Source organism: Ideonella sp., assembly GCF_035254525.1.
In the GTDB taxonomy this organism is placed as follows: domain Bacteria; phylum Pseudomonadota; class Gammaproteobacteria; order Burkholderiales; family Burkholderiaceae_C; genus Ideonella.
This window is the reverse complement of record NZ_DATFAN010000141.1, coordinates 41,685-64,201: the sequence shown is the minus strand read 5'-3', so window position 1 is coordinate 64,201 and position 22,517 is coordinate 41,685. Positions and strand designations below refer to the sequence as shown.

Sequence of the window (22,517 nt, the reverse complement as noted above, 5' to 3'; positions counted from 1 at the left end):
GGAACCGGGCCGGCTCTCCTTCCTATCTCGCCGCGTCGGCCTGGATGCGCCAGCCCCAGGGCTCGAGCTTCAGCTCGCCCAGCACCGGGTGGGCAGCGATCGACTGCGGCTGGGCCGACAGGTTGACGACCACCGTGACCTGGTCGTCGCCCTGGATGCGCCGAAAAGCGAACAGCGCAGGGTTGGCGAGCTCGACGATCGACACCGGTGCGCCCGCTGCCCCATTGGCCAGCGCCGGGTGCGCGTGCTTGAGTTGGAACAGCCTCGAGTACAGCCCGGCAAGCGGCGTGCCCTTCCACGCGATCGGGTCCTTCTCGAAGAACTGCAGCCGCTTGTCCAGGCTGCCCTCCTGCCCGCCGTAGAGCAGCGGCATGCCGGGCAGCGTGGCGGCCAGCACCGCCATCGCCTGGAAGGCCGGGCCATAGAGCTCGGTGTCGCTGCCCTGCCACGAGTTCCAGTCGTGGTTGGTCGTGAAGCTCATGCGGTAGGCATCGGCCGGGTAGGTCTTCTTCGGTGCGCGCAGGTGGGTGGCCAGGTCGGCCGCCGTCGCCTTGCCCTTCGCGAGGGCCTGCAGCAGATTGCCCAGGTCCCAGTCGTAGCTCATGTCGAAGGCCTGGGCGTGCAGGTCCGCCGCATCCGACTCGGCGAGCATGAACACCGGCTTGACGCGGTCCAGCGCGGCGCGGGCTTCGTTCCAGAACGAGGTCGGCACCAGGCTCGCCACATCACAGCGAAAACCGTCGATGTCGGCCTCGCGGATCCAGAACAGCATCGCGTCGATCATGGCGCGGCGCAGTGCGGGCGAGCGGTAATCCAGCGCGACGACGTCGGTCCATTCCTCCTTGTGATCGCCCTCGCCGAAGGTCACCGGGAAGATCTCGCCCTTCTCGTTTTTCTTGTACCAATCAGGGTGCTGGCGGACCCACGCGTGGTCCCAGGCCGTGTGGTTGGCGACCCAGTCGATGATGACCTTCATGCCGAGCCGGTGCGCGTCAGCCACCAGGGCCTTCAGGTCGGCCGGCGTCCCGAACTCGGGGTTCACGGCCGTGTAGTCCCTGACCGCGTAGTAGCTGCCCAGCGTGCCCTTGCGCTCCTTCACGCCGATCGGGTGGATGGGCATCAGCCAGAGGATATCGACACCCATGGCCTTCAAGCGCGGCAGGTGCGCGCCGAAGGCCTTGAGCGTGCCTTCGGGCGTGTACTGGCGCAGGTTGACCTCGTAGATCGTCGCCTGGCGCGACCACTCGGCGTGGTTCACGGTGTCGGTAGGCGCGGCAGAGCTCATGGGAGTGATGAACGCAAAGAGGGCAACCAGCAGAGATCCAGCCAAGGTCTTGCGCGGATCCGGCTTCGCCGGTTCGCTGCAAGCGCCCCCTCGGGGGGCAGCGACCGGAAGGGAGCGTGGGGGTCTCATATCAGCAAGGCAGGCGGAGGAGTTCGAACGGGCCGCGGCCGCTGGCGGCGGTGATCAGGCCCAGCACGCGGGTCGTCTCCGCATCGATCATCGGCCAGGCGAAGCGCCAAGCCCAGTTGCCGCCGAGCACGCCGGGAATGTTCATGCGGTGTTCGCTGCCCAGGCCCAGCACGTCCTGCAGCGGAAACACCGCGATGTTCGCCACCGAGTTGCAGCAGGCACGGATCATCGCCCAATGCACGTCGTGCTCGCCGCAGGCCAGGTAGCTGCCGGCGTAGGCGCGCTCGCGCTGGCTGGCATGGTCCCACCAGCCGTGCACGGTGTCGTTGTCGTGCGTGCCGGTGTAGGCCACGCTGTTCCTCGGCCAGTTGTGCGGCAGGAACTCGTGGCTGCCGTCGCCGCCGAACGCGAACTGCAGGATCTTCATGCCGGGGAAGCCGCAGCCGTCGCGCAGCGCGTGCACGTCGTCGGTGATGTAGCCCAGGTCCTCGGCGACGATAGGCAGCTTGCCCAGCGCCTTCTCGATCGCATCGAACAAGGGCTTGCCGGGCCCGGTGAGCCAGCGGCCCTGGCGCGCATCGGGGCTGGACGCCGGGATCTCGTAATAGCCCGCGAAGCCGCGGAAGTGGTCGATGCGGACCACGTCGGCGCTGGCCAGCGCCCGCTTCATGCGCGCCGTCCACCAGGCGTAACCCTCCTCGGCCATGCGGTCCCAGCGGTACAGCGGGTTGCCCCAGCGCTGGCCCAGCGGCCCCAGGTCGTCGGGCGGCACGCCGGCCACGACGGTGGTCTGGAACGCGTCGTCGAGCAGGTACAGATCGGGCCGCGACCAGCAGTCGGCCGAATCGTGGGCCACGAAGATCGGCAGGTCGCCCATCAGCGAGACACCGTGCTCGTTGGCATAGCGTTTCAGTGATGCACACTGGGTGTCGAAGCACCACTGCACGAACTTCCAGAAGGCGATCTCGCCAGCATGCTCGGTGCGCGCGGCGGCGAGCGCGGCCTTCTCTCGCCGCGCCAGCGGGGCCGGCCACGCCCACCAGGGCTGGCCGCCGCGGGGCGAGCGGATCGCCATGAACAGCGCGTAGTCGTCGAGCCAGCCGGCCTGGGCCTCGCACCAGGCGGCATGCGCGGCGCGGTCGGCCGGCGTGGCCTTCGCGGCAAACCCGGCCGCGGCGGCGCGCAGCTGCGCCTCGCGCCACGGCAGCACGCGGCCGTAGTCGACGCAGCCCGCCTCGAAGCCGCCCGCCGGCAGCGCGGGCGCGCTCAGCCAACCGCGCTCGACCAGCGGCTCCAGCGCCACCATCCACGGGCTGCCGGCAAAGGCGCTGACGCCCTGGTAGGGCGAGTCGCCCGGGCCGATCGGCGTGCTGGGCAGCCATTGCCACAACCGCTGGCCGGCCGAGGCCAGCCAGTCGACGAAACGGTAGGCATCGGGGCCGAAATCGCCGATGCCGTGCGGGCCGGGCAGCGAGGTGATGTGCAGCAGCACGCCGGCGCTGCGCTGGGTCAGGTCCATGGGAAACGTCCTCGTGAGGTCGATGTCAGTGGCTGCGCAGCACGAGCAGGCTGCGCGCCGGGGCGGTCAGGTGAGCGCTGGCAGCGCTGGCATGGGTGGGCGGCAGGCTGCCCGAGCTGTCGAGCAGCAGCGTCCACGGGCCGGGCGGCAGCGTGAAGGGCTGCGGCGCCGCTTCCGGGTTGAACAGCAGCAGGATCGCGGGTTGGGCGGGGTCGTGCGCGCGGATGCGGCAGGCGAACGCGAGGCAGCCCGCCCCGTGCCAGTCGTGCACGTGCATCTCGGTGCCGACCGGGGTGAGCCAGGTCAGCGAGGCGTCGCCCGGCCCGCCGGGCGGCAGGCTGAACCAACAACCGTGGCGCAGCAGCGGCTCGCTGCGGCGCAGGGCCACCAGCTCGCCGACGAACCGCGTCAAGCTGGCATCGGCCTCGGGCCACTTCAGCCAGCCGGTCGGGTTGTCCTGGCAGTAGGCGTTGTTGTTGCCGCCTTGCGTGTTGCCGAGCTCGTCGCCGGCGTTGAGCATTGGCGTGCCCTGGGCCAGCATCAGCGTGGCGAGCATCGCGCGGCGCACGCGCTCGCGCGTGGTGCGGATCGCCCCGTCGTCCGTCGGGCCCTCGGCGCCGAAGTTGGCGCTGAGCTCGCCGTCGCGGCCGTCGCGGTTGTCTTCGCCGTTGGCGTGGTTGTGCTTGGCGGCATAGCTGACGACGTCGTTCAGCGTGTAGCCGTCGTGCACCGCGACGAAGTTGACCGACGCCGTCGGCCGGCGCTGGCCGTGGTGGAACAGGTCGCTGGAGGCGGTGAAGCGGCGCGCGAACTCGCCGCGGCTCACCGGCACCCGGGACTCGCGCCCGAGCCAGTAGCCGCGCACGGCATCGCGGAACTTGTCGTTCCATTCGAGGAAGCGCCCCGGGAAGCGGCCGACCTGGTAGCCGTCGTGGCCGGCGTCCCAGGGCTCGGCGATCAGGTGCACGCCGGCGAGCAACGGATCCTGCCGCATCGCGGTGAAGAAGGCCGCCTGCGGGTCGAAGCCGCGGTCGGTGCGGCCGAGCACGGGCGCCAGATCGAAGCGGAAGCCGTCGACCCCCATCACCTCGACCCAGTAGCGCAGCGAATCCAGCACGAACTGGGTCACGCGCGGGTGGGCGACGTTCAGCGTGTTGCCGCAGCCGGTGAGGTTCTCGCTGCGGCTCTTGTCATCGGGCACCAGGCGGTACCAGCTGCGGTTGTCCAACCCCCGGAAACTCAAGCTGGGGCCGAACTCGTTGCCCTCGGGCGTGTGGTTGTAGACCACGTCGAGCACGACCTCGAGGCCGTGGGCGTGCAGGCCCTCGACCATGGCGCGGAATTCGCGCGTCACGGCGGCCGGGTCGTCGGGTTGGCTGGCCAGGCGCGGGTCGGGGCAGAAGAAGCCGAGGGTGTTGTAGCCCCAGTAGTTCGTCAGGCCCTTGTCGGCCAGGTGCGGCTCGTCGATCGCGTAGTGCACCGGCAGCAGCGACAGGGTCGTGACGCCGAGCGCCTTGAAGTGGGCGATCGCGGCCGGGTGGGCGAGCGCGGCGTAGGTGCCGCGCAGGGGCCCGGGGATGCCGGGGTGGGTCTTCGAGAAGCCTTTGACGTGCACCTCGTAGAGCACCACGCTCGCCGGTGCGTGGCGTGGTGGGTTGCGGCGCGCGGGTGATTCGCCCAGCGGCTCGGCCACCCGGGCCTTCAGCGCATGAGCGGCGTTGTCGCGCGTATCGAATGAGCGCGGCCCCTCGGGGTGCCCCAGCTCGTAGCCATGGTGCTCGGCCCGCCAGGCAAAGTGCCCGACGATCTCGCGCGCATACGGGTCGAGCAGCAGCTTGTGCGGGTTGAAGCGGTGGCCCTGCTCCGGCCGATACGGCCCGTGAGCCCGCAGCCCATAGATCAGGCCGGGCCCGACACCGGGCAGGAAGCCATGGAACACGCCGTCGTGCGGGCCAGCGAGGTCGTATCGCTTGATTTCGCGCGTGCCCGAGGCATCGAACAGACACAGTTCGATGCGCACGGCGTGCTCCGAGAAAACCGCGAAGTTGACGCCGCCGTCACGGGCGTGCGTGCCCAGCGGCTCGTGGCGGCCTTCTTCGAGGTGGGTGGGGAGGGCGTGCATCACGCGGCGACGGCGCGGCCGGGGGCCGGCAGGCGATGGAGTGACTGCGACGCTTCGAATACAGGCGCGGTGCTATCGCTCAGACCGTTGCAGGCTGGGAGCCGGTACCCGCTCGGGCGATTTAGGGAGCGCCGAGGAGCGCAGGGCTTGTGGCAGCGCGCGTCAGCGCGCCTCGTCAACATTCTCACTGGCGATTGTTCGAGCACAGCGAACGCAGTGAGCGCAGCGAGTTCGACAGTGGCCACAAGCTCGAGCACCACAGGGAACCCTCGGCCTTCAGGCCGAGGGCGCGGACTCATGAGCCCGAGCGGGTACCGGCTCCCAGCCCTCGCCAACCTCCGAAGCGCGCCAACACCAACCCACGCCATCTCAATCCGGCACCAGAAACACCGCCGACAACGGCGGCAAGGTCATCACGATCGATTGCTCACGCCCATGCTCGGCCACTGCCTCGACCGGCAAGGCCGCATGCTGGTTGCCCATGTTGCTGCCACCGTAGTGCGCCGAGTCGGTGTTCAGCACTTCGCGCCATGCGGCAGCACCCGGCGGAACACCGACCCGGTAGCCCAGCCGCGGCACCGGCGTGAAATTGCAGACGACGATTGCCGCGCGGCCCGCGTCGTCGCGCCGGATCCAGGCGAAGACGGAGTTTTCGGCGTCGTCGTTGGAGAGCCATTCGAAGCCCGCCGCCTCGCAATCGAGCTTGTGCAGCGCCGGCTCCTCGCGGTAGAGCTTGTTCAGGTCGCGCACCAGCGCCTGCACGCCCGCGTGGCGGGGGTCGTCGAGCCGGCGCCAGGGCAGGTGGGCATCGTGGTGCCACTCGTCGGGCTGGGCGAACTCCTGGCCCATGAAGAGCAGCTTCTTGCCCGGGTGGCCCCACATGAAGCCGTAGTAGGCGCGCAGGTTGGCGAAACGCTGCCAGTCGTCGCCCGGCATCTTGGCCAGCATCGAGCCCTTGCCGTGCACCACCTCGTCGTGCGAGATCGGCAGCACGTAGTTCTCGCTGAAGGCGTAGCTCAGGCCGAAGCTGATTTTCTCGTGGTGCCAGCGGCGGTGGATCGGATCTTGCCGGATGTAGGCCAGCGTGTCGTTCATCCAGCCCATGTTCCACTTGTAGTGAAAGCCCAGACCGCCGACATCGGTGGGCGCCGAGACCAGCGGGAACGCGGTGGATTCCTCGGCGATCGTGATCGCGCCCGGCGCTTCGCTGCCCAGCACGCGGTTGACCTGCTGCAGCAGTGCGATCGCCTCGAGGTTCTCCCGCCCGCCATGAATGTTGGGAATCCATTGCCCCTCGGGCCGCGAATAGTCGCGGTACAGCATCGAGGCCACCGCGTCGACGCGCAGCCCATCGACCGCGTAGCGTTCCAGCCAGTACAGCGCACTGCCGGCCAGGAACTCGCGCACTTCGTAGCGGCCGTAGTTCGGGATCAACGTGTTCCAGTCGCGGTGCACACCCTCGCGCGGGTCGGCGTACTCGTACAGCGCGGTGCCGTCGAACTGCGCCAGGCCGTGCGCGTCGGACGGAAAGTGCGCCGGCACCCAGTCCAGCAGCACGCCCAGGCCGCGCGCATGACAGGCGTCGACGAAGCGGGCCAGGCCCTCCGGCGGGCCGAAGCGGGCGCTCGCCGCGTACAGGCCCAGCGTCTGGTAGCCCCAGGAGCCGTCGAACGGGTGCTCGGTGATCGGCAGCAGCTCCAGGTGGGTGAAGCCCATCTCGAGCGCGTAGTCGGGCAGCGCCGCCGCGAGATCGTCCCAGCTCGGGAAGGCCCCCTGGCCGACGCGACGCCACGAAGGCAGGTGCACCTCGTAGATCGAGATCGGCGCGTGGCGGCGGTTGGCATCGCCACGGGCCTCGGGCAGCGCACGCACCGGCGGCAGCGGCGCGACCTTGCTCGCCGTCTCCGGCCGCAGCTGCGCGGCGCGCGCATACGGGTCGGCCTTCAGCGGCAGCAGCGCGCCGTCGCGCGACAGCAGCTCGAACTTGTAGAGGTCGCCCTCGATCACGTGCGGGACGAAGATCTCCCACACGCCCGCCTCGTGGCGATAGCGCATCGGGTGGCGCCGGCCGTCCCACTGGTTGAAATCGCCGACCACGCTGACTCGCTTGGCATTCGGCGCCCAGACCGCGAAGCGCACCCCCGCCACGCCCTGCTGCGCGGTCGCATGCGCGCCGAGCACCGTGTAGGGCCGCGGGTGGCGCCCATCGGCGAGCAGCTTCAGCTCCGCGTCGGCGAGCTGCTTGCCGAAGGCGTAGGCATCGGCCACCTCCGCCAGCACCTGGCCTTGCGGGTCGTACAGGCGCAGCCGGTAGGCGAAGCGCTGCTTGCGGCGCGGGATCGGAGCCTCGAAGAAGCCGTCCGGGTCACGCAAGGTCAGCGCGAGCAGCTTGCGGCCGGTCTTGGCATCGAGCAGGTCGATCGCGGCGACCTTCGGCCAGCACACGCGCAGCCAGAGCTGGCCATCATCTTCGGGGTGCAGGCCCAGCACCGAGAAGGGGTCGGCGTGGCGCGCCGCGAGCAGGGCCTGGACATGGGTATCAGGAAGCATCGGCTGATTTTCAACCAAGGCCATTGCGATCCAGCCGCCCATCAAGCGGCGTGCGCGGATCCGGCTTCGCCGGTCCGCCCGACGCGAGCCCCTGGGGTCCGAAGGGCCCCTTCGTGGCCCCGGGGGCAGCGACCGGAAGGGAGCGTGGGGGCCTCATGCTTGCCAGACGCGCTCGACGTACTCGCGGATCGTGCGGTCGGCCGAGAACCAGCCCATGCCGGCGACATTGCGCAGCGCGCGCTCGGCCCACGCGCCTCGGTCGCGGTACAGCGCATCCACACGGGCCTGCGTCGCGACGTAGTCGGCGAAGTCGGCCAGCAGCAGGTACTTGTCGACCGCCATTAGGTGGTCGGTCAGCGGCCGGTAGCGGCCCGGCTCGCCGGGCGAGAAGGTGCCGCTGGCGATGGCGCTGATCACGCGCTGCAGCTGCCGGTTGTCGCGCACCTGGTCGGCCGGGCGGTAGCCCTCGGCCAGCTTCTTCGCCACGGCATCCGCGCGCAGGCCGAAGACGAACATGTTCTCGATGCCCATGGCTTCGGCCATCTCGATGTTGGCGCCGTCCCAGGTGCCGATCGTGATGGCGCCGTTGAGCGCGAATTTCATGTTGCCGGTGCCCGAGGCCTCCGTGCCGGCGGTGGAGATCTGCTCGGACAGGTCGGCCGCCGGCAGGATGGTCTCGGCCAGGCTCACGCCGTAGTTCGGCAGGAAGGCGAGCTTGAGCCGCCCGGCCACGCGCGGGTCGTCGTTGATCGTCGCGGCGATGTCGTGCGCGAGCCGGATGATCAGCTTGGCGGCCTGGTAGGCCGAGGCCGCCTTGCCGGCGATGACGACCGTGCGGGGCACCCAGTCCGCTTGCGGGTCGTCGACGATCGCCTGCCAGCGCGCCACCACGTGCAGCAGGTTCAGCAACTGGCGCTTGTACTCGTGGATGCGCTTGATCTGCACGTCGAACAGGCTGTCCACATCGACCACCAGACCGAGTTCGCGCTTGATGCGCTCGGCCAGGCGCTGCTTGTTGGCGCGCTTGACGGCCATGAACTCGGCGCCAAGGGCGACGTCGGCCGCCTGGGTATTCAGCGCCGCGAGCTGGCCGAGGTCCCTGCGCCAGGCGGTGCCGATGTGGGTGTCGAGCAAAGCGGACAGGCCCGGGTTGGCCTGCGCCAGCCAGCGCCGCGGCGTGACGCCGTTGGTCACGTTGTGAAAGCGCTCGGGCCACAGCGCCGCGTAGTCGGCGAAGATGGTCTGCACCATCAGCTCGGAGTGCAGCACCGACACGCCGTTGACCCTGTGCGAGGCGACGATGGCGAGCGCCGCCATGCGCACGCGGCGCTCGCCGTGGTGCGCGCCGCCCTCGTCGATCAACGACATGCGCGCGGCGCGGGCCTCGTCGCCCGGGAAGCGGGCACGCACCTCCTCGAGGAAGTGGTGGTTGATCTCGTAGACGATCTCGAGGTGGCGCGGCAGCAGCTGTTCGAACAGCGCGACCGGCCAGGTCTCGAGCGCCTCGGGCATCAGCGTGTGGTTGGTGTACGAAACGGCGCGGGTCGTGATGCCCCAGGCTTCGTCCCACGGCAGATGATGCTCGTCGAGCAGCAGGCGCATCAGCTCAGCCGGGGCCAGCGCCGGGTGGGTGTCGTTCAGGTGGATCGCGTTGCGCGCGCCCAGAGTGGCCAGCGGCTGGCCCTCGCGCAGATGGCGGGCGATCAGGTCCTGCAGCGACGCGCTGACGAGGAAGGCCTCCTGCTTCAGGCGCAACGCGCGGCCGGCGTCGGTGGAATCGTCCGGGTAGAGCACCCAGTTCAGCGCGTCGGCGGCCACGAGGTGGCGCGCGGCGCCGGCATGGTCCCCCTCGCAGAAGGCGGCGAAGTCGATCGGCTCGGCCGCGCGGGCCTGCCACTGGCGCAGCGTGGCGACATGGCCGCTGTGGTGCGCCGGCACGATGAAGTCGAAGGCCTGCGCGACCAGGCGCTCGGCCGGCTGCCAGTGGTGGCGCTGGTCGGCACCGATCACCACCTGGCCGCCGAAGCCCACCGGGTAGCGCAGCTCGGGGCGCGGCAGTTCCCAGGGCTCGCCGAGCTTCATCCAGTCGTCGGGCTGCTCGACCTGGCGGCCGCCCTCGATCGCCTGCGCGAACATGCCGTAGCGGTAGCGCAGGCCGTAGCCGAACGCCGGCAAGCCCTGCTCGGCCAAGGCGTCAAGGAAGCAGGCGGCGAGCCGACCCAGGCCGCCGTTGCCGAGCGCGGCGTCATGCTCGCGCTCGAGCACCTCGGGCAGCGAATGGCCGCGCGCAGCCAGGCTGTCCCGCAACTCGGCTTCGAGGCCGAGTGCAGCCAGCGCGTTGCCGAGCGCGCGGCCCATCAGGAACTCCATCGAAAGGTAGTGCACCCGGCGCGACACGCGCTGGCCATCGGGGCCGGCGTCCTCCTCTTGCGTGCGCGCCCAACGCTCGGCCAGCAGGTCGCGGCACGCCGCGGCAGCGGCACGCAGCGCGGCCTCCGCGGTGGCGCCTTGCGTGGACAGGCCGAGTTCACGCTCGAAGGCCGCGCGAAACGCGGCGCGCAGTGCACCGTCGCTATCGTCGGCGTTGGCCGCAGAAGAATGGCGGGGCGGGGCGGTCATGGTCGTGTTCACTTCAGTCGGTTTCCGTGTTGGAGGGCCGGCGGTTCAGGCATGGCCGAGCCAGCCGCATGAGCCTGTTGGAAAGTATCGGCTATCCGAACGCATCTTTGTAGTTTGACTACACATGGAAAACCCGAGTTTACGTCTAAGCCGTTGATTTCATTGATTACAAGTGAGCGTCAATCGATGAACTTCGGTTGTACTTCCGAAGCCACAAATGTATATTCTCTACATCGAAGCCCACCGTACCGGCGGGCGGGATGGTGGCGCCCGCGGCACGACAGCGCAGGCCATGCCACCGCAGGCAAGCCCATGACATGAGACAAGCCCCGGCCGACGCGAAGCGGACCGCCCGGGCACGAAAGGCAAGGCAGAAGTGGCGGACGTGAAGCTGCAAGGCGTGGCCAAGGCCTATGGCGCCACGACGATCCTGCATGGGGTGGATCTCGACATCCGCGACGGCGAGTTCATGGTCTTCGTCGGGCCCTCGGGCTGCGGCAAGTCCACGCTGCTGCGGGTGATTGCCGGGCTCGAAGACATCACCGGCGGCCAGCTCTCAATCGGCGGCCGCGTGGTCAACGACGTGCCGCCGGCCGAGCGCGGCATCGCGATGGTCTTCCAGAGCTATGCGCTGTACCCGCACATGAACCTGTACGACAACATGGCGTTCGGATTGAAGCTCGCGAAGATGCCGAAGGACGAGGTCGACCGGCTCGTGCGCCAGGCAGCGAAGATCCTCAACATCGAGCACCTGCTCGAGCGCAAGCCGAAGGATCTCTCCGGCGGCCAGCGCCAGCGCGTGGCGATCGGCCGTGCGATCGTGCGCAAGCCCGAGGTCTTCCTGTTCGACGAGCCGCTGTCCAACCTCGACACCGCCTTGCGCGTGCGCATGCGCTACGAATTCGCCAAGCTGCACGACGAGCTGAAGACGACGATGGTCTACGTGACGCACGACCAGGTCGAGGCGATGACGCTGGCCGACCGCATCGTCGTGCTCTCGGCCGGCCGGATCGAGCAGGTCGGCACGCCGCTGGGGCTGTACGAGCACCCCTGCAACCTCTTCGTCGCCAAGTTCATCGGCTCGCCGGAAATGAACATCCTCGACGGCACGCTGGTCGCCGCCGATGCGCTCGGTGCCACTGTGAAACTGGCCAGTGGCGCGACGCTGCGCTGCGCGGTCGATGCCACGCATGCGCAACCCGGCGCGCCGGTCAAGCTGGGCGTGCGGCCAGAGCACCTGAGGGAAGGCGGCAACACGAACACCATCGACGCCAAGGTGACCTTCGTCGAATCGCTCGGCGGCACGACCTACGCCTATGCCGATTACCCCGGCAGCGAAGACACGCTGACCTGCGAGCTGGACGGCCGCTCGCACCCGCGGCCGAACCAGGTTCTGACGCTGACGGTGCCGGAAGAGCGCGCCTACCTCTTCGATGCGCGGGGCCTGGCGTTCCCACGCCACGCCGAGGCAGGCCGGGCATGAAGTCGGCGCGCTTGCCGGCGCTGGCTGTCGCTGCCCTGTTGGCTGCCTGCGCCCCGAAAGCCGGCGACGGTGGCGCGCCGCTGAAGCTGCTGGTCTGGATCAACGGCGACAAGGGCTACAACGGCCTGCAGAAGGTCGGCGATGCCTTCGCCGCCGAGACCGGCGTGCAAGTAACGGTGCAGCACCCCGAGGGCGCGCCGGACAAGTTCCAGGCCGCGGCCGGTGCCGGCAAGGGGCCGGACATCTTCTGCTGGCCGCACGACCGCGTCGGCGAATGGGCGAAATCCGGCCTGATCGTGCCGGTGCATCCGCCCAAGCGCGTGCGCGACGAGATCGAGGATTCGGCCTGGAGCGCGGTCACCTACCAGGGCAAGGCCTGGGCGTACCCGCTGTCGATCGAGGCGATCGGTCTCATCTACAACAAGGCGCTGGTGAAGACGCCGCCCGCGAGCTTCGAGGAGTTGATCACCCTCGACGCGCAGCTACAGAAGGCCGGCAAGCACGCGGTGCTGTGGGACTACAACAAGTCCTTCTTCACCTGGCCGATGCTGGCCGGCCCGGGCGGCTTCGTCTTTGGCAGGACGCCCGCAGGCGACTACGACCCGAAGACCGTCGGCGTGAACAGCGCCGGCGCACTCAAGGGCGCCGAGATGCTGGATCGCCTGATCAAGGAAGGCCACATGCCCAAAGGGGCGCGCTACTCCGAAATGGAAGCCACCTTCGCGCGCGGCGAGGTCGCGATGATGATCACCGGCCCGTGGGCCTGGGACAACGCGAAGAAGGCCGGCATCGATTTCGGTGTGGCCGCAGTACCGGGCGTCGCCGGCCACCCGGCCAAGCCATTCGTCGGCGTGCTCGGCTGCATGATCACGGCGCCGAGCTCGGTCAAGGACGTGGCACGCGAGTTCATCGAGAACCATCTGCTGAAAGTCGACAGCCTGAAGACCATCTCGGCCGACGTCTCGCTGGGCACCCCAGCCAACAAGGTCTACTTCGCCGAGCTGTCGAACGACCCGGCGATCCGCACGACGATGGAGAACGCGCGGGCCGGCGAGCCGATCCCGAACATTCCGGAGATGCAGCGCTTCTTCCCGGCGATGGATGCGGCCTTGGAAGCCATCACGAATGGGCGGCAGTCGCCGAAGGATGCCTTGGATGGTGCGGCGGCGCGGATGGTGGTGAATTGATGGGGGCGGTGATTGTTCTGTCGTGGTTGGGGCGGGCTGGGAGCCGGTACCCGCTCGGGCTCATGAGTCCGCGCCCTCGGCCCGAGGGCCGAGGGTTCCCTGTGGTGCTCGGGCTTGTGGCCACTGTCGAACTCGCTCCGCTCACTGCGTTCGCTGTGCTCGAACAATCGCCAGTGAGAGTGTTTACGAGGCGCGCTGACGCGCGCTGCCACAAGCCCTGCGCTCCTCGGCGCTGCCTAAATCGCCCGAGCGGGTACCGGCTCCCAGCCTGCAACGGTCTGAGCGATCGCACCGCACCTGTATTCGAAGCGTCGCAGTCACTCCAACGGTTGAATCGGCCGGGGGCCGGCAGGCGGTGGGGCGATTTAGGGAGCGCCGAAGCGCGCAGCGTTCGTGGCAGCGAGCGCTGCGAGCCTCGTAGACTGACTCGCCGGCGATTGTCTGAACGAAGCGAACGCAGTGAGCGAAGTGAGTTCGACGGCGGCCACGAACGCGAGCACTGCAGGGCACCCTCGCCGCAGGCGAGGGCGCGGACTCATGAGCCCCGCCGCCTGCCGGCCCCCGGCCGCAACGCCAACCGCACCAGAACGAGAAACTGACATGGCCCGCCCCCGCTCCGCCGGCTACGACGACCAGCGCGATCAGATCCTCGCGAAGGCGGCAGCCCTGTTTGCTCAACAGGGCTACACCGCCACCTCGATGAACCAGGTGGCCGCCGCATGCGAGCTCTCCAAGGCCGCGCTGTACCACTACGTGCGTGACAAGCATGCGCTGCTGGCCCTGGTGGCCGAAGCGCACGTGAAGCGGCTGGATGCCGTGGTCGACGAAGTGCTCGCGCTGAACCTCGAGCCCGAGCCGCGCCTGCGCGAGCTGATCGTTCGCTTCGTGCGCGAGTACTCGAACGCGCAGAACGAGCACCGCGTGCTGACCGAGGACGTGAAGTTCCTCGATGACGCCGAGCGCGCCTCCGTGCTGGGCATCGAGCGCCGGGTCGTCGGCGCCTTTGCCAATGCGGTGGCCGCGGTGCGGCCGGCGCTGAAGCCGGCCGAGCTGCACAAGCCCTTGACCATGCTCTTGTTTGGCATGATCAACTGGATGTTCACCTGGCTCAAGCCGGCCGAGGACGGCCAGCGACTCACCTACGAGCAGATGGCCCCGATGGTGGCCGACCTGTTCTTCGGCGGCGTCGGTGCCGTCAGCCTGCCGGATGCTCCGGCATCGAGTTCCCCCGTTCCCCGCAAGAAGACACCACGTAAGGAGACAGCCCTGTGAAAACATTGAAGACCCTGGTTGCCGTTGCCGGCCTGCTGGCCATGGGCGCCGCGCTGGCCGACATCAACGTCGGCGTCACCGTGTCCTCCACTGGCCCGGCCGCGTCGCTGGGTATCCCCGAGAAGAACACCATCGCCATCATGCCGACGACGATCGCCGGGCAGAAGATCAACTACATCGTGCTCGACGACGCGTCCGACACGACCAAGGCCGTGGCCAACACCCGCCGCCTGATCGCCGAAGACAAGGTCGACGTCATCCTCGGCTCCACCACCACGCCGAACTCGCTGGCGATGATCGATGCCGTGGCCGAAGCCCAGGTGCCGATGATCTCGATGGCGGCATCGGCCCGCATCGTCGAGCCGGTCGACGCGAAGAAGCGCTGGGTCTTCAAGACGCCGCAGAACGACATCATGATGTCGCTCGCGATCGCCTCGCACATGGCCGATGCGAAGATCAAGACGGTTGGCTTCATCGGCTTTGCCGATGCCTACGGCGAAGGCTGGTACGGCGAGTTCAGCAAGGCCGCCGGCATCAAGGGCATCCAGATCGTCGCGAACGAGCGCTACGCCCGCACCGACCAGTCGGTGACCGCGCAGGTGCTGAAGATCGTCGGCACCCACCCCGATGCCGTGCTGATCGCCGGCTCTGGCACGCCGGCCGCGCTGCCGGCCGCGGCGCTGGTCGAGCGCGGCTACACCGGCAAGGTCTACCAGACGCACGGCGTCGCGAACAACGACTTCCTGCGCGTCGGCGGCAAGAACGTCGAGGGCACGCTGCTGCCCAGCGGCCCGGTGCTGGTGGCCAACCAGCTGCCCGCCGGCCACCCGGTGAAGAAGTCGGCCTCGGAGTACGTCGCCAAGTACGAGGCCGCCTACGGCAAGGGCTCGGTCTCGACCTTCGGTGCCCACGCCTGGGATGCCGGCCTGCTGATGGCCGCCGCCGTGCCCACCGCGCTAAAGAAGGCCAAGCCCGGCACGCCCGAGTTCCGCGCTGCGCTGCGCGACGCCCTCGAGCAGGTCAAGGAAATGCCCGGCGCGCACGGCATCTTCACGATGTCGCCCAGCGACCACCTCGGCCTGGATCAGCGCGCTCGTGTGATGGTCAAGATCGACAAGGGCGCCTGGAAATACCAACCATGATGCAGCTTCAGAGTTTCATCGGCGGCCGCTGGGTCGGCCGCGAGGCGGCGCAGACCCTGCGCAGCGCCGTGAACGGCCAGCCGGTCGCCCGCACGCATGCCGAGGCCATCGATTTCGGCGAGGCGCTGGCCTATGCGCGCGGCACCGGCCTGCCGGGGCTGCTGGCGCTGAACTTCCAGCAGCGGGCCGCGCGGCTGAAGGCCTTGGCCAAGTACCTGAACGAGCGCAAGGAGCAGCTCTACGCGATCTCGGCCCACACCGGTGCCACGCGCGCCGACAGCTGGATCGACATCGAAGGCGGCACCGGCACGCTCTTCGCCTACGCCAGCATGGGCTCGGCCGAGCTGCCGAGCGGCAACCTGGTCCACGAAGGGCCGGTGGTCCCGCTGAGCAAGAAGGGCGGCTTCGCCGGCACCCACATCCTCGTGCCGCGCCAGGGCGTGGCGGTGCACATCAACGCCTTCAACTTTCCGATCTGGGGCCTGCTCGAGAAGTTCGCGCCGACCTTCCTCGCCGGCATGCCCTGCATCGGCAAGCCCGCCACGGCGACCAGCTACCTGACCGAGGCGATGGTGCGGCTGGTGGAAGAGTCCGGCATCCTCCCGCCGGGCAGCCTGCAACTCGTGATCGGGGGCACCGGCGACCTGCTCGACCGCCTGCGGGGCAGCGACGTGGTCACTTTCACCGGCTCGGCCGACACCGCGGCCAAGCTGCGCGTCCACCCGAACCTGATCCGCCAGTCGGTCCCGTTCAACGCCGAAGCCGATTCGCTGAACTGCGCGATCCTCGCGCCCGACGTGCAGCCCGGCGACGAGGAGTTCGATCTCTTCGTCAAGGAGGTGGCGCGCGAGATGACCGTCAAGGCCGGCCAGAAGTGCACGGCGATCCGGCGCGCGATCGTGCCGCGCCGGCATGTCGATGCGGTCGCGGCGGCGCTGAAAGCGCGGCTGGCCAAGACGGTGGTCGGCGATCCGGCGTTCGAAGGCGTGAAGATGGGGGCGCTGGCGTCGCACGCCCAGCAGGCCGACGTGGCCGAACGCGTCGCGCTGCTGCGCCAGGGCGCGGAAGTGGTCTGTGGCGGCGAGGGCTTCGTGCCGCAAGGCGCCGGCACGGCCGAAGGTGCGTTCTTCCCGCCGACGCTGCTGCTGGCCGCTCACCCGATGACCAACGACGCGGTGCACGACATCGAGGCCTTCGGCCCGGTCAGCACGCTGATGCCCTACGACGATTTCGACGAGGCACTCGCGCTGGCCGCGCGCGGCAAGGGCAGCCTGGTCGGCTCGCTGATCACCAAGACGCCGGCGATCGCCGCCCAGGCGATCCCCGTCGCGGCGGCCCACCACGGCCGGTTGCTGGTGCTCGACCGCGAGGCCGCGCCCGAATCCACCGGCCACGGCAGCCCGCTGCCGATGCTCAAGCACGGCGGCCCCGGCCGTGCCGGCGGCGGCGAGGAGCTCGGCGGCATTCGCGCCGTCAAGCACTACCTGCAGCGCACGGCGGTGCAGGGCTCGCCGACCATGCTGGCCGCGGTGACCGGCGAGTACGTGCGCGGCGCGGCGCGCATCGAGACCGAGGTGCATCCGTTCCGCCGCCACTTCGAGGAGCTGCAGATCGGCGAGAGCCTGCTGACGCACCGCCGCACCGTGAGCGAGGCCGACATCGTCAACTTCGGCGGCGTCTCGGGCGACTACTTCTACATGCACTTCGACGAGATCGCCGCGAAGGACACGCAGTTCGGCCAGCGCATCGCGCACGGCTACTTCGTGCTCTCGGCCGCGGCGGGCCTGTTCGTCAGCCCGGCGCCCGGGCCGGTGCTGGCGAACTACGGGCTGGACACGCTGCGTTTCGTCAAGCCGGTGGCCATCGGCGACACGATCCAGGCCCGGCTGACCGCCAAGCGCAAGATCGACCGCATGAAGGTCGACGACAAGGGCGTGGGGCAGGGCGTGGTCGCCTGGGACGTCGAGGTCACCAACCAGAACGGCGAACTGGTCGCCAGCTACGACATCCTGACGCTGGTGGCCAAGCGAGCTGCCGCGGCATGACCGCAGGCCAGGACGGCAGCGACGGCGACCTGCCGCCGCTGCCCGTCACGCCGGCCGGCCGCTACCGCCACTACAAGGGCGGCGAGTACGAGGTCATCGGCGTGGCCCGCCACAGCGAAACGCTGGAGCCGCTGGTCGTCTACCGGCCGCTGTACAACACGACCGGCCTGTGGGTCCGGCCGCATGCGATGTTCTTCGGCGAGGTCGAGGTGGGCGGCCGGCGCGTGCCGCGATTCGCGCGCGTCTGCTGAACGCGCTTCGCGAGGCTGGGGCGGCCCCGCTTCAGTCAGCGCCTGCGGTCGGCTCGATCCATTGCAGACCGAGCTGCTGTCCGATATGGGCCTGCAGCGCCTCCAGGGACACGGGCTTGGTCAGGAACACGTTGACGCCGGCCTGCAGGCAGGCGGCACGGTGCTCGGCGGTGGCCGAGGCCGAGAGCGCGATCACCGGCACCGCGGCCAGAGCGGCATCGCGCCGCAGCCGGCGCGTGGCCTCCACGCCGTCCACCGACGGCATCACGCTGTCCATCAGGATCAGGTCCGGCCGGAAGCTCCTCGCGGCCGCCAACAGCTCGCTGCCATCGCTGGCCTGCGCCACTTCGAATCCGGCGTTGGTGAGGAAGTCGCACAACAGCGCGCGGTTCTCCGCCACGTCGTCGACCACCAGCACCCGCCGCGGCGGGCCCGGGTAGCGCGCCACGCCGGGCACCTGCCGGGGGGTGGCCTGCGCCGGCTGCACCACCGGCAGCGGCAGCTCCACGCGGAACCGGCTGCCGAGGCCGAGCTCGCTGCTCACCTGCACCTGTCCGCCCATGTCGTTGACCAGCGCCCGGGTGATCGCGAGGCCCAGCCCGGTGCCGCCGCTGCGGCGCTGCACGTCGCCCACCTGCTCGAAGGGCTCGAAGATGCGTTCCATGTCGTCGGGGCGCATGCCGACGCCGGTGTCCTCGACATCCAGTCGCAGCAGAACCTGCGCCGGGCCCTTCGGCTCGCCGCAGGCGCGCAACGTGACCGTGCCGTTGTCGGTGAACTTGATGGCATTGCCCAGCAGGTTCAGCAGCACCTGGCTCAGCCGGCGCTCGTCGGCCAGCACGGCCTCGGGCAAGCCCGCCCCGGCATCGAACACGAAGGCCAGACGCTTCTCATCGGCTTTCACCCGCATGAGGTTCACCACCGTCTGAAGGAGGTCGGACAGGTTCACCGGCGCAGGATTCAGCTCCGTGCGGCCGGCCTCGATGCGCGCCAGATCGAGGATGTCGTTGATCAGCGCCAGCAGGTGCTCACCGCTCTTGTGAATGGTGTTCAGGCCGCGCGCCTGCCGCGCGCTCAGGCCGCCCTCCATGCTCAGCAGTTGCGCATAGCCGAGCACTGCATTCAACGGTGTGCGCAACTCGTGGCTCATGCCGGCGAGGAACTCGCTCTTCGCGCGGTTGGCCGCCTCGGCGGCATGCCGGGCAGCGCGCTCGGTCTGGACCATCCCGCGCTTGAGTTCGGTCGTCGCGGCATGCGTGCGATCCTGGGTGTCCAGCTTGGACAGGATGCTTCGCACCTGGCCTTCGACCGTCTCTTCGCTGAGCGCGAGCGCCTTGGCAATCTCCGGGTACGCGTTGCCCTGCGCGATGAACCGCAGGACGCTGATCTCTGCTGGCGTGAGGGCCTCGTCCGTGATCTGACCGGCCAGCTCGAACGACCCTTCCGAGGGAAGCGCCTTGCGGCCGGCGTGCACGGCGCGGATGGCGTCGAGCAGCTCCTTGTGCAATGCGTTCTTCAGAAGGTAGCCGCGGGCGCCGGCCTGGAACGCGCGCTGCGCCTGGGCATCGCCGGCATAGGTGGTGAGCACGATGATCCGCGCGTCGGGAAACTCGGCCCGGATCGCGCTGATCGCGTCGACCCCGCTCATCCCGGGCATTTGCAGATCCATGAGCGTGACGTCCGGGCGGTGCGCGCGGAACTGCTGGATCGCTTCGCGTCCGTTCGCCGCTTCCGCCACGAGGGCCATGTCAGGCTCCACCGAGAGCAGCGTCGCAATGCCCTGCCGCACGATCAGGTGATCGTCGACACAGAGAACCTGGATGCGGGGCAGACTTCCGGTCATTTGCCGATCTCGCTGGGCGCGACCTTCTTGTGGATGAGCCACGATCGGGCCGGTGATGGCCTACTGTACGCCTGCGAACCGGGGGCACTGAATTCCACTTCGGTTCCCGTATCCAGGCCGCTGCGGACTCTGAGCTTGCCGCCGACCAGCTCGGCGCGTTCCCGCATCCCGCTCAACCCGAAGTGCCCTTCCTTCTCGCCCGTGCGCAGCACCTCCGGGGCTATCCCCTTGCCGTCGTCGCGCACCCGCACGCGAAGCTGCCGCGCGTCGTAGCGGATCTCGACTTCGATCTGCTTCGCATCGGCGTGGTGGAAGGCGTTGCGCAGCGCCTCGCCGGCGATGCGGAAGGTCTCGTCGCGCACGAGCGGATGCAGAGCCTGCGGCGTGCCCTGCACTTCGACATGCGCCGATGCCGCATGGCCGCTCTCGTTCGCGAGATCCTCGGCGAGCGCCCGCAAGGCGTCCGCGAGGCTGTTCGTCTCCAGGGTCGAGGTCCGCAAACCTTGCACGGTGTCGCGGCCCTCCGTGATCGCCTCGGCCACCTGGTCGATGGCGCTTGCGAGGACCTGCTTCGATTCGCGCGGGCGATCGGGCAGGAAGTTGAACGCGGCCTGGAACTGCAGCAGCAGCCCGTGGAAACGCTGCAACAGGGTGTCGTGCAGGTCGCGGGCGATGCGCGTGCGTTCGGCGACGCGCGCCTCCAGCGTCGCCTCGAACTGCCGATGCAGCCGCCGGATGCGCATGTGGAGCCAGAGTTGAAAACCGCTCCATGCCAGGCCGATCAGCAGGGCCGCGCCGGCCAGGCGAAACCAGGTCGTCTGGTAGAAGGCCGGCAGGATCGAGAACTCGAGCTGCGCGCCATCCTCATTCCACACGCCGCTGTCGTTGGCCGCCTTCACGTGGAAGCGATAGTTTCCCGGCGGCAGATTCGTATAGGTCGCCTGGCGCCTGTCGATGGCCTCCTGCCAATCGATGTCGTGCCCTTCGAGCCTGTAGCGGAAACGCGTGTTCTTCGGATCGACGAGGCTCAGCGCGGCGAACTCGATCGTCATGTCGCGGACCAGCGGGGGCAGACGAAGGCCATTCGCGACCGCATAGGGCTTCTGGTCGGCGACGAGCGTCTCGATGTGAACCGGCGGAGGCAGTGGGTTGAATGGAAGGTGATCGGGGGCTATCACCTGAACGTCAGCGCCCGACACGAACCAGAGCCTTCCATCCGGGCCTTTCGCCACAGGTGGATTGAAGTAGGCCTGCGAGAAGGCCGAGAGCGGGACACCATCCGCGGCGCCCCAGAGCTTCGGGACGATCCTGTGGCTCGGGTCGGCGATCCAGGCAGCCAGGTCGTCACGCATGACCCGCACGAGGCCGCAGGCCGTGTACATCCACAGCGACCCGTTGTCGTCCGAGATCGACCAGTGAATCGTGTTGCAGGGCAGGCCGTTGCCGACCGTGAGCGTGGTGACGCGGCCATCCTTGATCCGGCTGAGGCCGCCCTCTTCCGTGGCCGCCCACACCGCCCCGTCGGCATCGAGCCGGAGACCGGCGACGTGGCCCGCGCCCAGCCCTTGCGCGGACGTGTAGGTCGTCTGGACCTTCCCGTCCTTGAAATACAGCACCCCGCCGTCCTGCCAGAAGGCCAGCCACAAGCCGCCTCGATCGGCGACGATGACCTTGGCTTGTTGCCAGCGACCGAGCGCGGTCCATGGGATGTTCTCGACGAATCGGCCCTCGTGCAGTCGCGCAAGGCCTTCGTTGCCCGACAGCCAGAGGTCATCTGCCACGTTCCCCGTGATGGAGTAGATCTCCTTGCCGGGCACGCCGCTGACGGCGACAAAGCGGTCGTTCGCGAGGTAGGCGAGGCCGCGGCCCGTGCTCACCCAGAGTCGTCCGGCGGCGTCCTGATGCAGGGACTGCACGCCGGCATCAGGCAGCCCGTCGCGTTCCTTGTAGACGGTCGGTCTGCCATCCTTCCACCGGGCCAGTCCATCGTTCGTCGCCACCCAGACGCTGCCGTCCGTGGTGGCCAGCACGGACTTCGTTCCTTCGTTGGGCAGCCCCTGTTGCGTCGAAATGGTGGTGACCGGCAGCTTTCGGAAACGGTCCACGCCCTTCTCGCTGCCGTACCAGATGTTGCCCTCGCGATCCTCGAAAAGACTGCAGGCAATGTTGCCTGAGAGGCCATCTGCCCGGGTGAACGCGTCCGCCTTGCCATCTTGCAGATGGATGAGTCCCAGACCTTCGGATCCGATCCAGAGACCGCCTTCACGGTCCCGCAGCAACTTGTTCGATTTGACATCGCGGTCAGGGAGCAACTCATCGGGCTTGGCAGCGCTGCGCATTGGATAGGGCACGAGCTTGTCGCCAGCGATCCGCTTGATCCCTGCGCCGCGGACACCGATCAGGAGCTGTCCGTCGACGGTCGTGGTCAAGTCGCCCACGCGCATTCCGGGCGTCTCGAATCGTTGGGGTGTCCCGGGTTTCCATCGCCAGAGGCCGGAGTCCGCACCCGCCCACAGGCTCCCGGCGCTGTCCTCGGCCAGGCTCCAGACGAACTGGCCGAACCCGCCATCCGGCATGAAGCACTGGACTTGCCCTGCCCGAACGGCGCACAGCCGCCCCCGATTCGCGAGCAGGCCGGCCCAGATCGTTCCGTCGCGATCCTCGAACAACGACGTCACGAACCCGTTGTCGATCTGCGGATACCGGGTCAGTTCGCTGCCATTCCAGCTGACAAGGCCATCGAAGGTGCCAATCCAGAGCGTTCCGTCGCGGGACACCAGCAGGGCGTAGGGATTGCTGGGCAGCGATGGGCCCTTCGGGGGTTGCCAGGGAACGAAACGAAGTCCGTCGAAGCGGAACAGGCCGAACGACCCGGCGATCCACAGGTAGCCGTCGTGCGTCTGCGCCATGGCGAAGACGAGGCCCAGCAAGGCTCCGTCCCGGGCCGTCCACGAGGTGTGCGCGTACTGGGCGATCTGCAGGGGCGGATCGAGCGCGACGGCGGGAGGCGGTGAGGTGAGCAGTGCCGATGCCAGGAGCAGGCCTGGCATGAGGCGTCTTCGACGTTGGC

Annotated in this window: 13 protein-coding genes; 6 read left to right on the top strand and 7 right to left on the bottom strand. The window is 68.9% G+C overall.

Annotated features, from left to right (window positions below; translation table 11 throughout):
• Nucleotides 1-22 precede the first annotated feature (22 nt).
• The 5 genes from VJ693_RS14415 to VJ693_RS14395 all read right to left on the bottom strand — a co-directional run bounded on the left by VJ693_RS14415 (nucleotide 23) and on the right by VJ693_RS14395 (nucleotide 10,224).
• Nucleotides 23-1,285: an alpha-amylase family glycosyl hydrolase gene (locus VJ693_RS14415; protein WP_324155159.1), complete on the bottom strand. Its 1,263-nt coding sequence runs from the start codon at nucleotides 1,283-1,285 to the stop codon at nucleotides 23-25.
• A 130-nt stretch (nucleotides 1,286-1,415) separates the two neighbouring features.
• The gene (malQ, locus tag VJ693_RS14410; RefSeq protein WP_324155158.1) at nucleotides 1,416-2,933 is read right to left on the bottom strand and encodes a 4-alpha-glucanotransferase; all 1,518 of its coding nucleotides are present in this window, start codon (nucleotides 2,931-2,933) and stop codon (nucleotides 1,416-1,418) included.
• Nucleotides 2,934-2,958: 25 nt separating this feature from the next.
• Nucleotides 2,959-5,055, bottom strand: a complete 2,097-nt coding sequence (glgX, locus tag VJ693_RS14405) for a glycogen debranching protein GlgX (RefSeq protein ID WP_324155156.1) — start codon at nucleotides 5,053-5,055, stop codon at nucleotides 2,959-2,961.
• 369 nt (nucleotides 5,056-5,424) lie between these two features.
• On the bottom strand, nucleotides 5,425-7,605 hold the full coding sequence (gene glgB, locus VJ693_RS14400) for a 1,4-alpha-glucan branching protein GlgB (RefSeq protein ID WP_324155155.1): 2,181 nt from the start codon (nucleotides 7,603-7,605) through the stop codon (nucleotides 5,425-5,427).
• Between the two features lie 153 nt (nucleotides 7,606-7,758).
• Nucleotides 7,759-10,224, bottom strand: coding sequence for a glycogen/starch/alpha-glucan phosphorylase (locus VJ693_RS14395; protein ID WP_324155154.1), 2,466 nt, complete (start codon nucleotides 10,222-10,224; stop codon nucleotides 7,759-7,761).
• Nucleotides 10,225-10,600: 376 nt separating this feature from the next.
• Between VJ693_RS14395 and VJ693_RS14390 the strand changes: the two genes are divergently transcribed.
• From VJ693_RS14390 to VJ693_RS14365, 6 genes are all read left to right on the top strand, one after another.
• Entirely contained in the window at nucleotides 10,601-11,707 is a 1,107-nt protein-coding gene (locus VJ693_RS14390) for a sn-glycerol-3-phosphate ABC transporter ATP-binding protein UgpC (RefSeq protein ID WP_324155152.1), read from the top strand.
• On the top strand, nucleotides 11,704-12,894 hold the full coding sequence (gene malE, locus VJ693_RS14385; RefSeq protein ID WP_324155151.1) for a maltose/maltodextrin ABC transporter substrate-binding protein MalE: 1,191 nt from the start codon (nucleotides 11,704-11,706) through the stop codon (nucleotides 12,892-12,894). Before VJ693_RS14390 ends, malE begins: the two co-directional genes overlap by 4 nt.
• A 600-nt stretch (nucleotides 12,895-13,494) precedes the next feature.
• The gene (locus tag VJ693_RS14380; protein ID WP_324155149.1) at nucleotides 13,495-14,166 is read left to right on the top strand and encodes a TetR/AcrR family transcriptional regulator; all 672 of its coding nucleotides are present in this window, start codon (nucleotides 13,495-13,497) and stop codon (nucleotides 14,164-14,166) included.
• A gap of 41 nt (nucleotides 14,167-14,207) precedes the next feature.
• Nucleotides 14,208-15,308, top strand: coding sequence for an ABC transporter substrate-binding protein (locus tag VJ693_RS14375; protein WP_324155192.1), 1,101 nt, complete (start codon nucleotides 14,208-14,210; stop codon nucleotides 15,306-15,308).
• Nucleotides 15,305-17,353 (top strand): phenylacetic acid degradation bifunctional protein PaaZ, encoded by a 2,049-nt coding sequence (gene paaZ, locus VJ693_RS14370; protein ID WP_324155148.1) that lies wholly within the window; start codon nucleotides 15,305-15,307, stop codon nucleotides 17,351-17,353. Before VJ693_RS14375 ends, paaZ begins: the two co-directional genes overlap by 4 nt.
• On the top strand, nucleotides 17,350-17,604 hold the full coding sequence (locus VJ693_RS14365) for a DUF1653 domain-containing protein (protein WP_324155147.1): 255 nt from the start codon (nucleotides 17,350-17,352) through the stop codon (nucleotides 17,602-17,604). Before paaZ ends, VJ693_RS14365 begins: the two co-directional genes overlap by 4 nt.
• 31 nt (nucleotides 17,605-17,635) lie before the next feature.
• On the opposite strand, the gene VJ693_RS14360 is transcribed toward VJ693_RS14365, so the two are convergent.
• On the bottom strand, nucleotides 17,636-19,447 hold the full coding sequence (locus tag VJ693_RS14360) for a response regulator (RefSeq protein ID WP_324155146.1): 1,812 nt from the start codon (nucleotides 19,445-19,447) through the stop codon (nucleotides 17,636-17,638).
• Nucleotides 19,444-22,497 carry a ligand-binding sensor domain-containing protein gene (locus tag VJ693_RS14355; RefSeq protein WP_324155145.1) on the bottom strand — a complete coding sequence of 1,018 codons (3,054 nt, stop codon included), beginning with the start codon at nucleotides 22,495-22,497 and terminating at the stop codon, nucleotides 19,444-19,446. The genes VJ693_RS14360 and VJ693_RS14355 overlap by 4 nt, the downstream gene beginning before the upstream one ends.
• Nucleotides 22,498-22,517 lie beyond the last annotated feature (20 nt).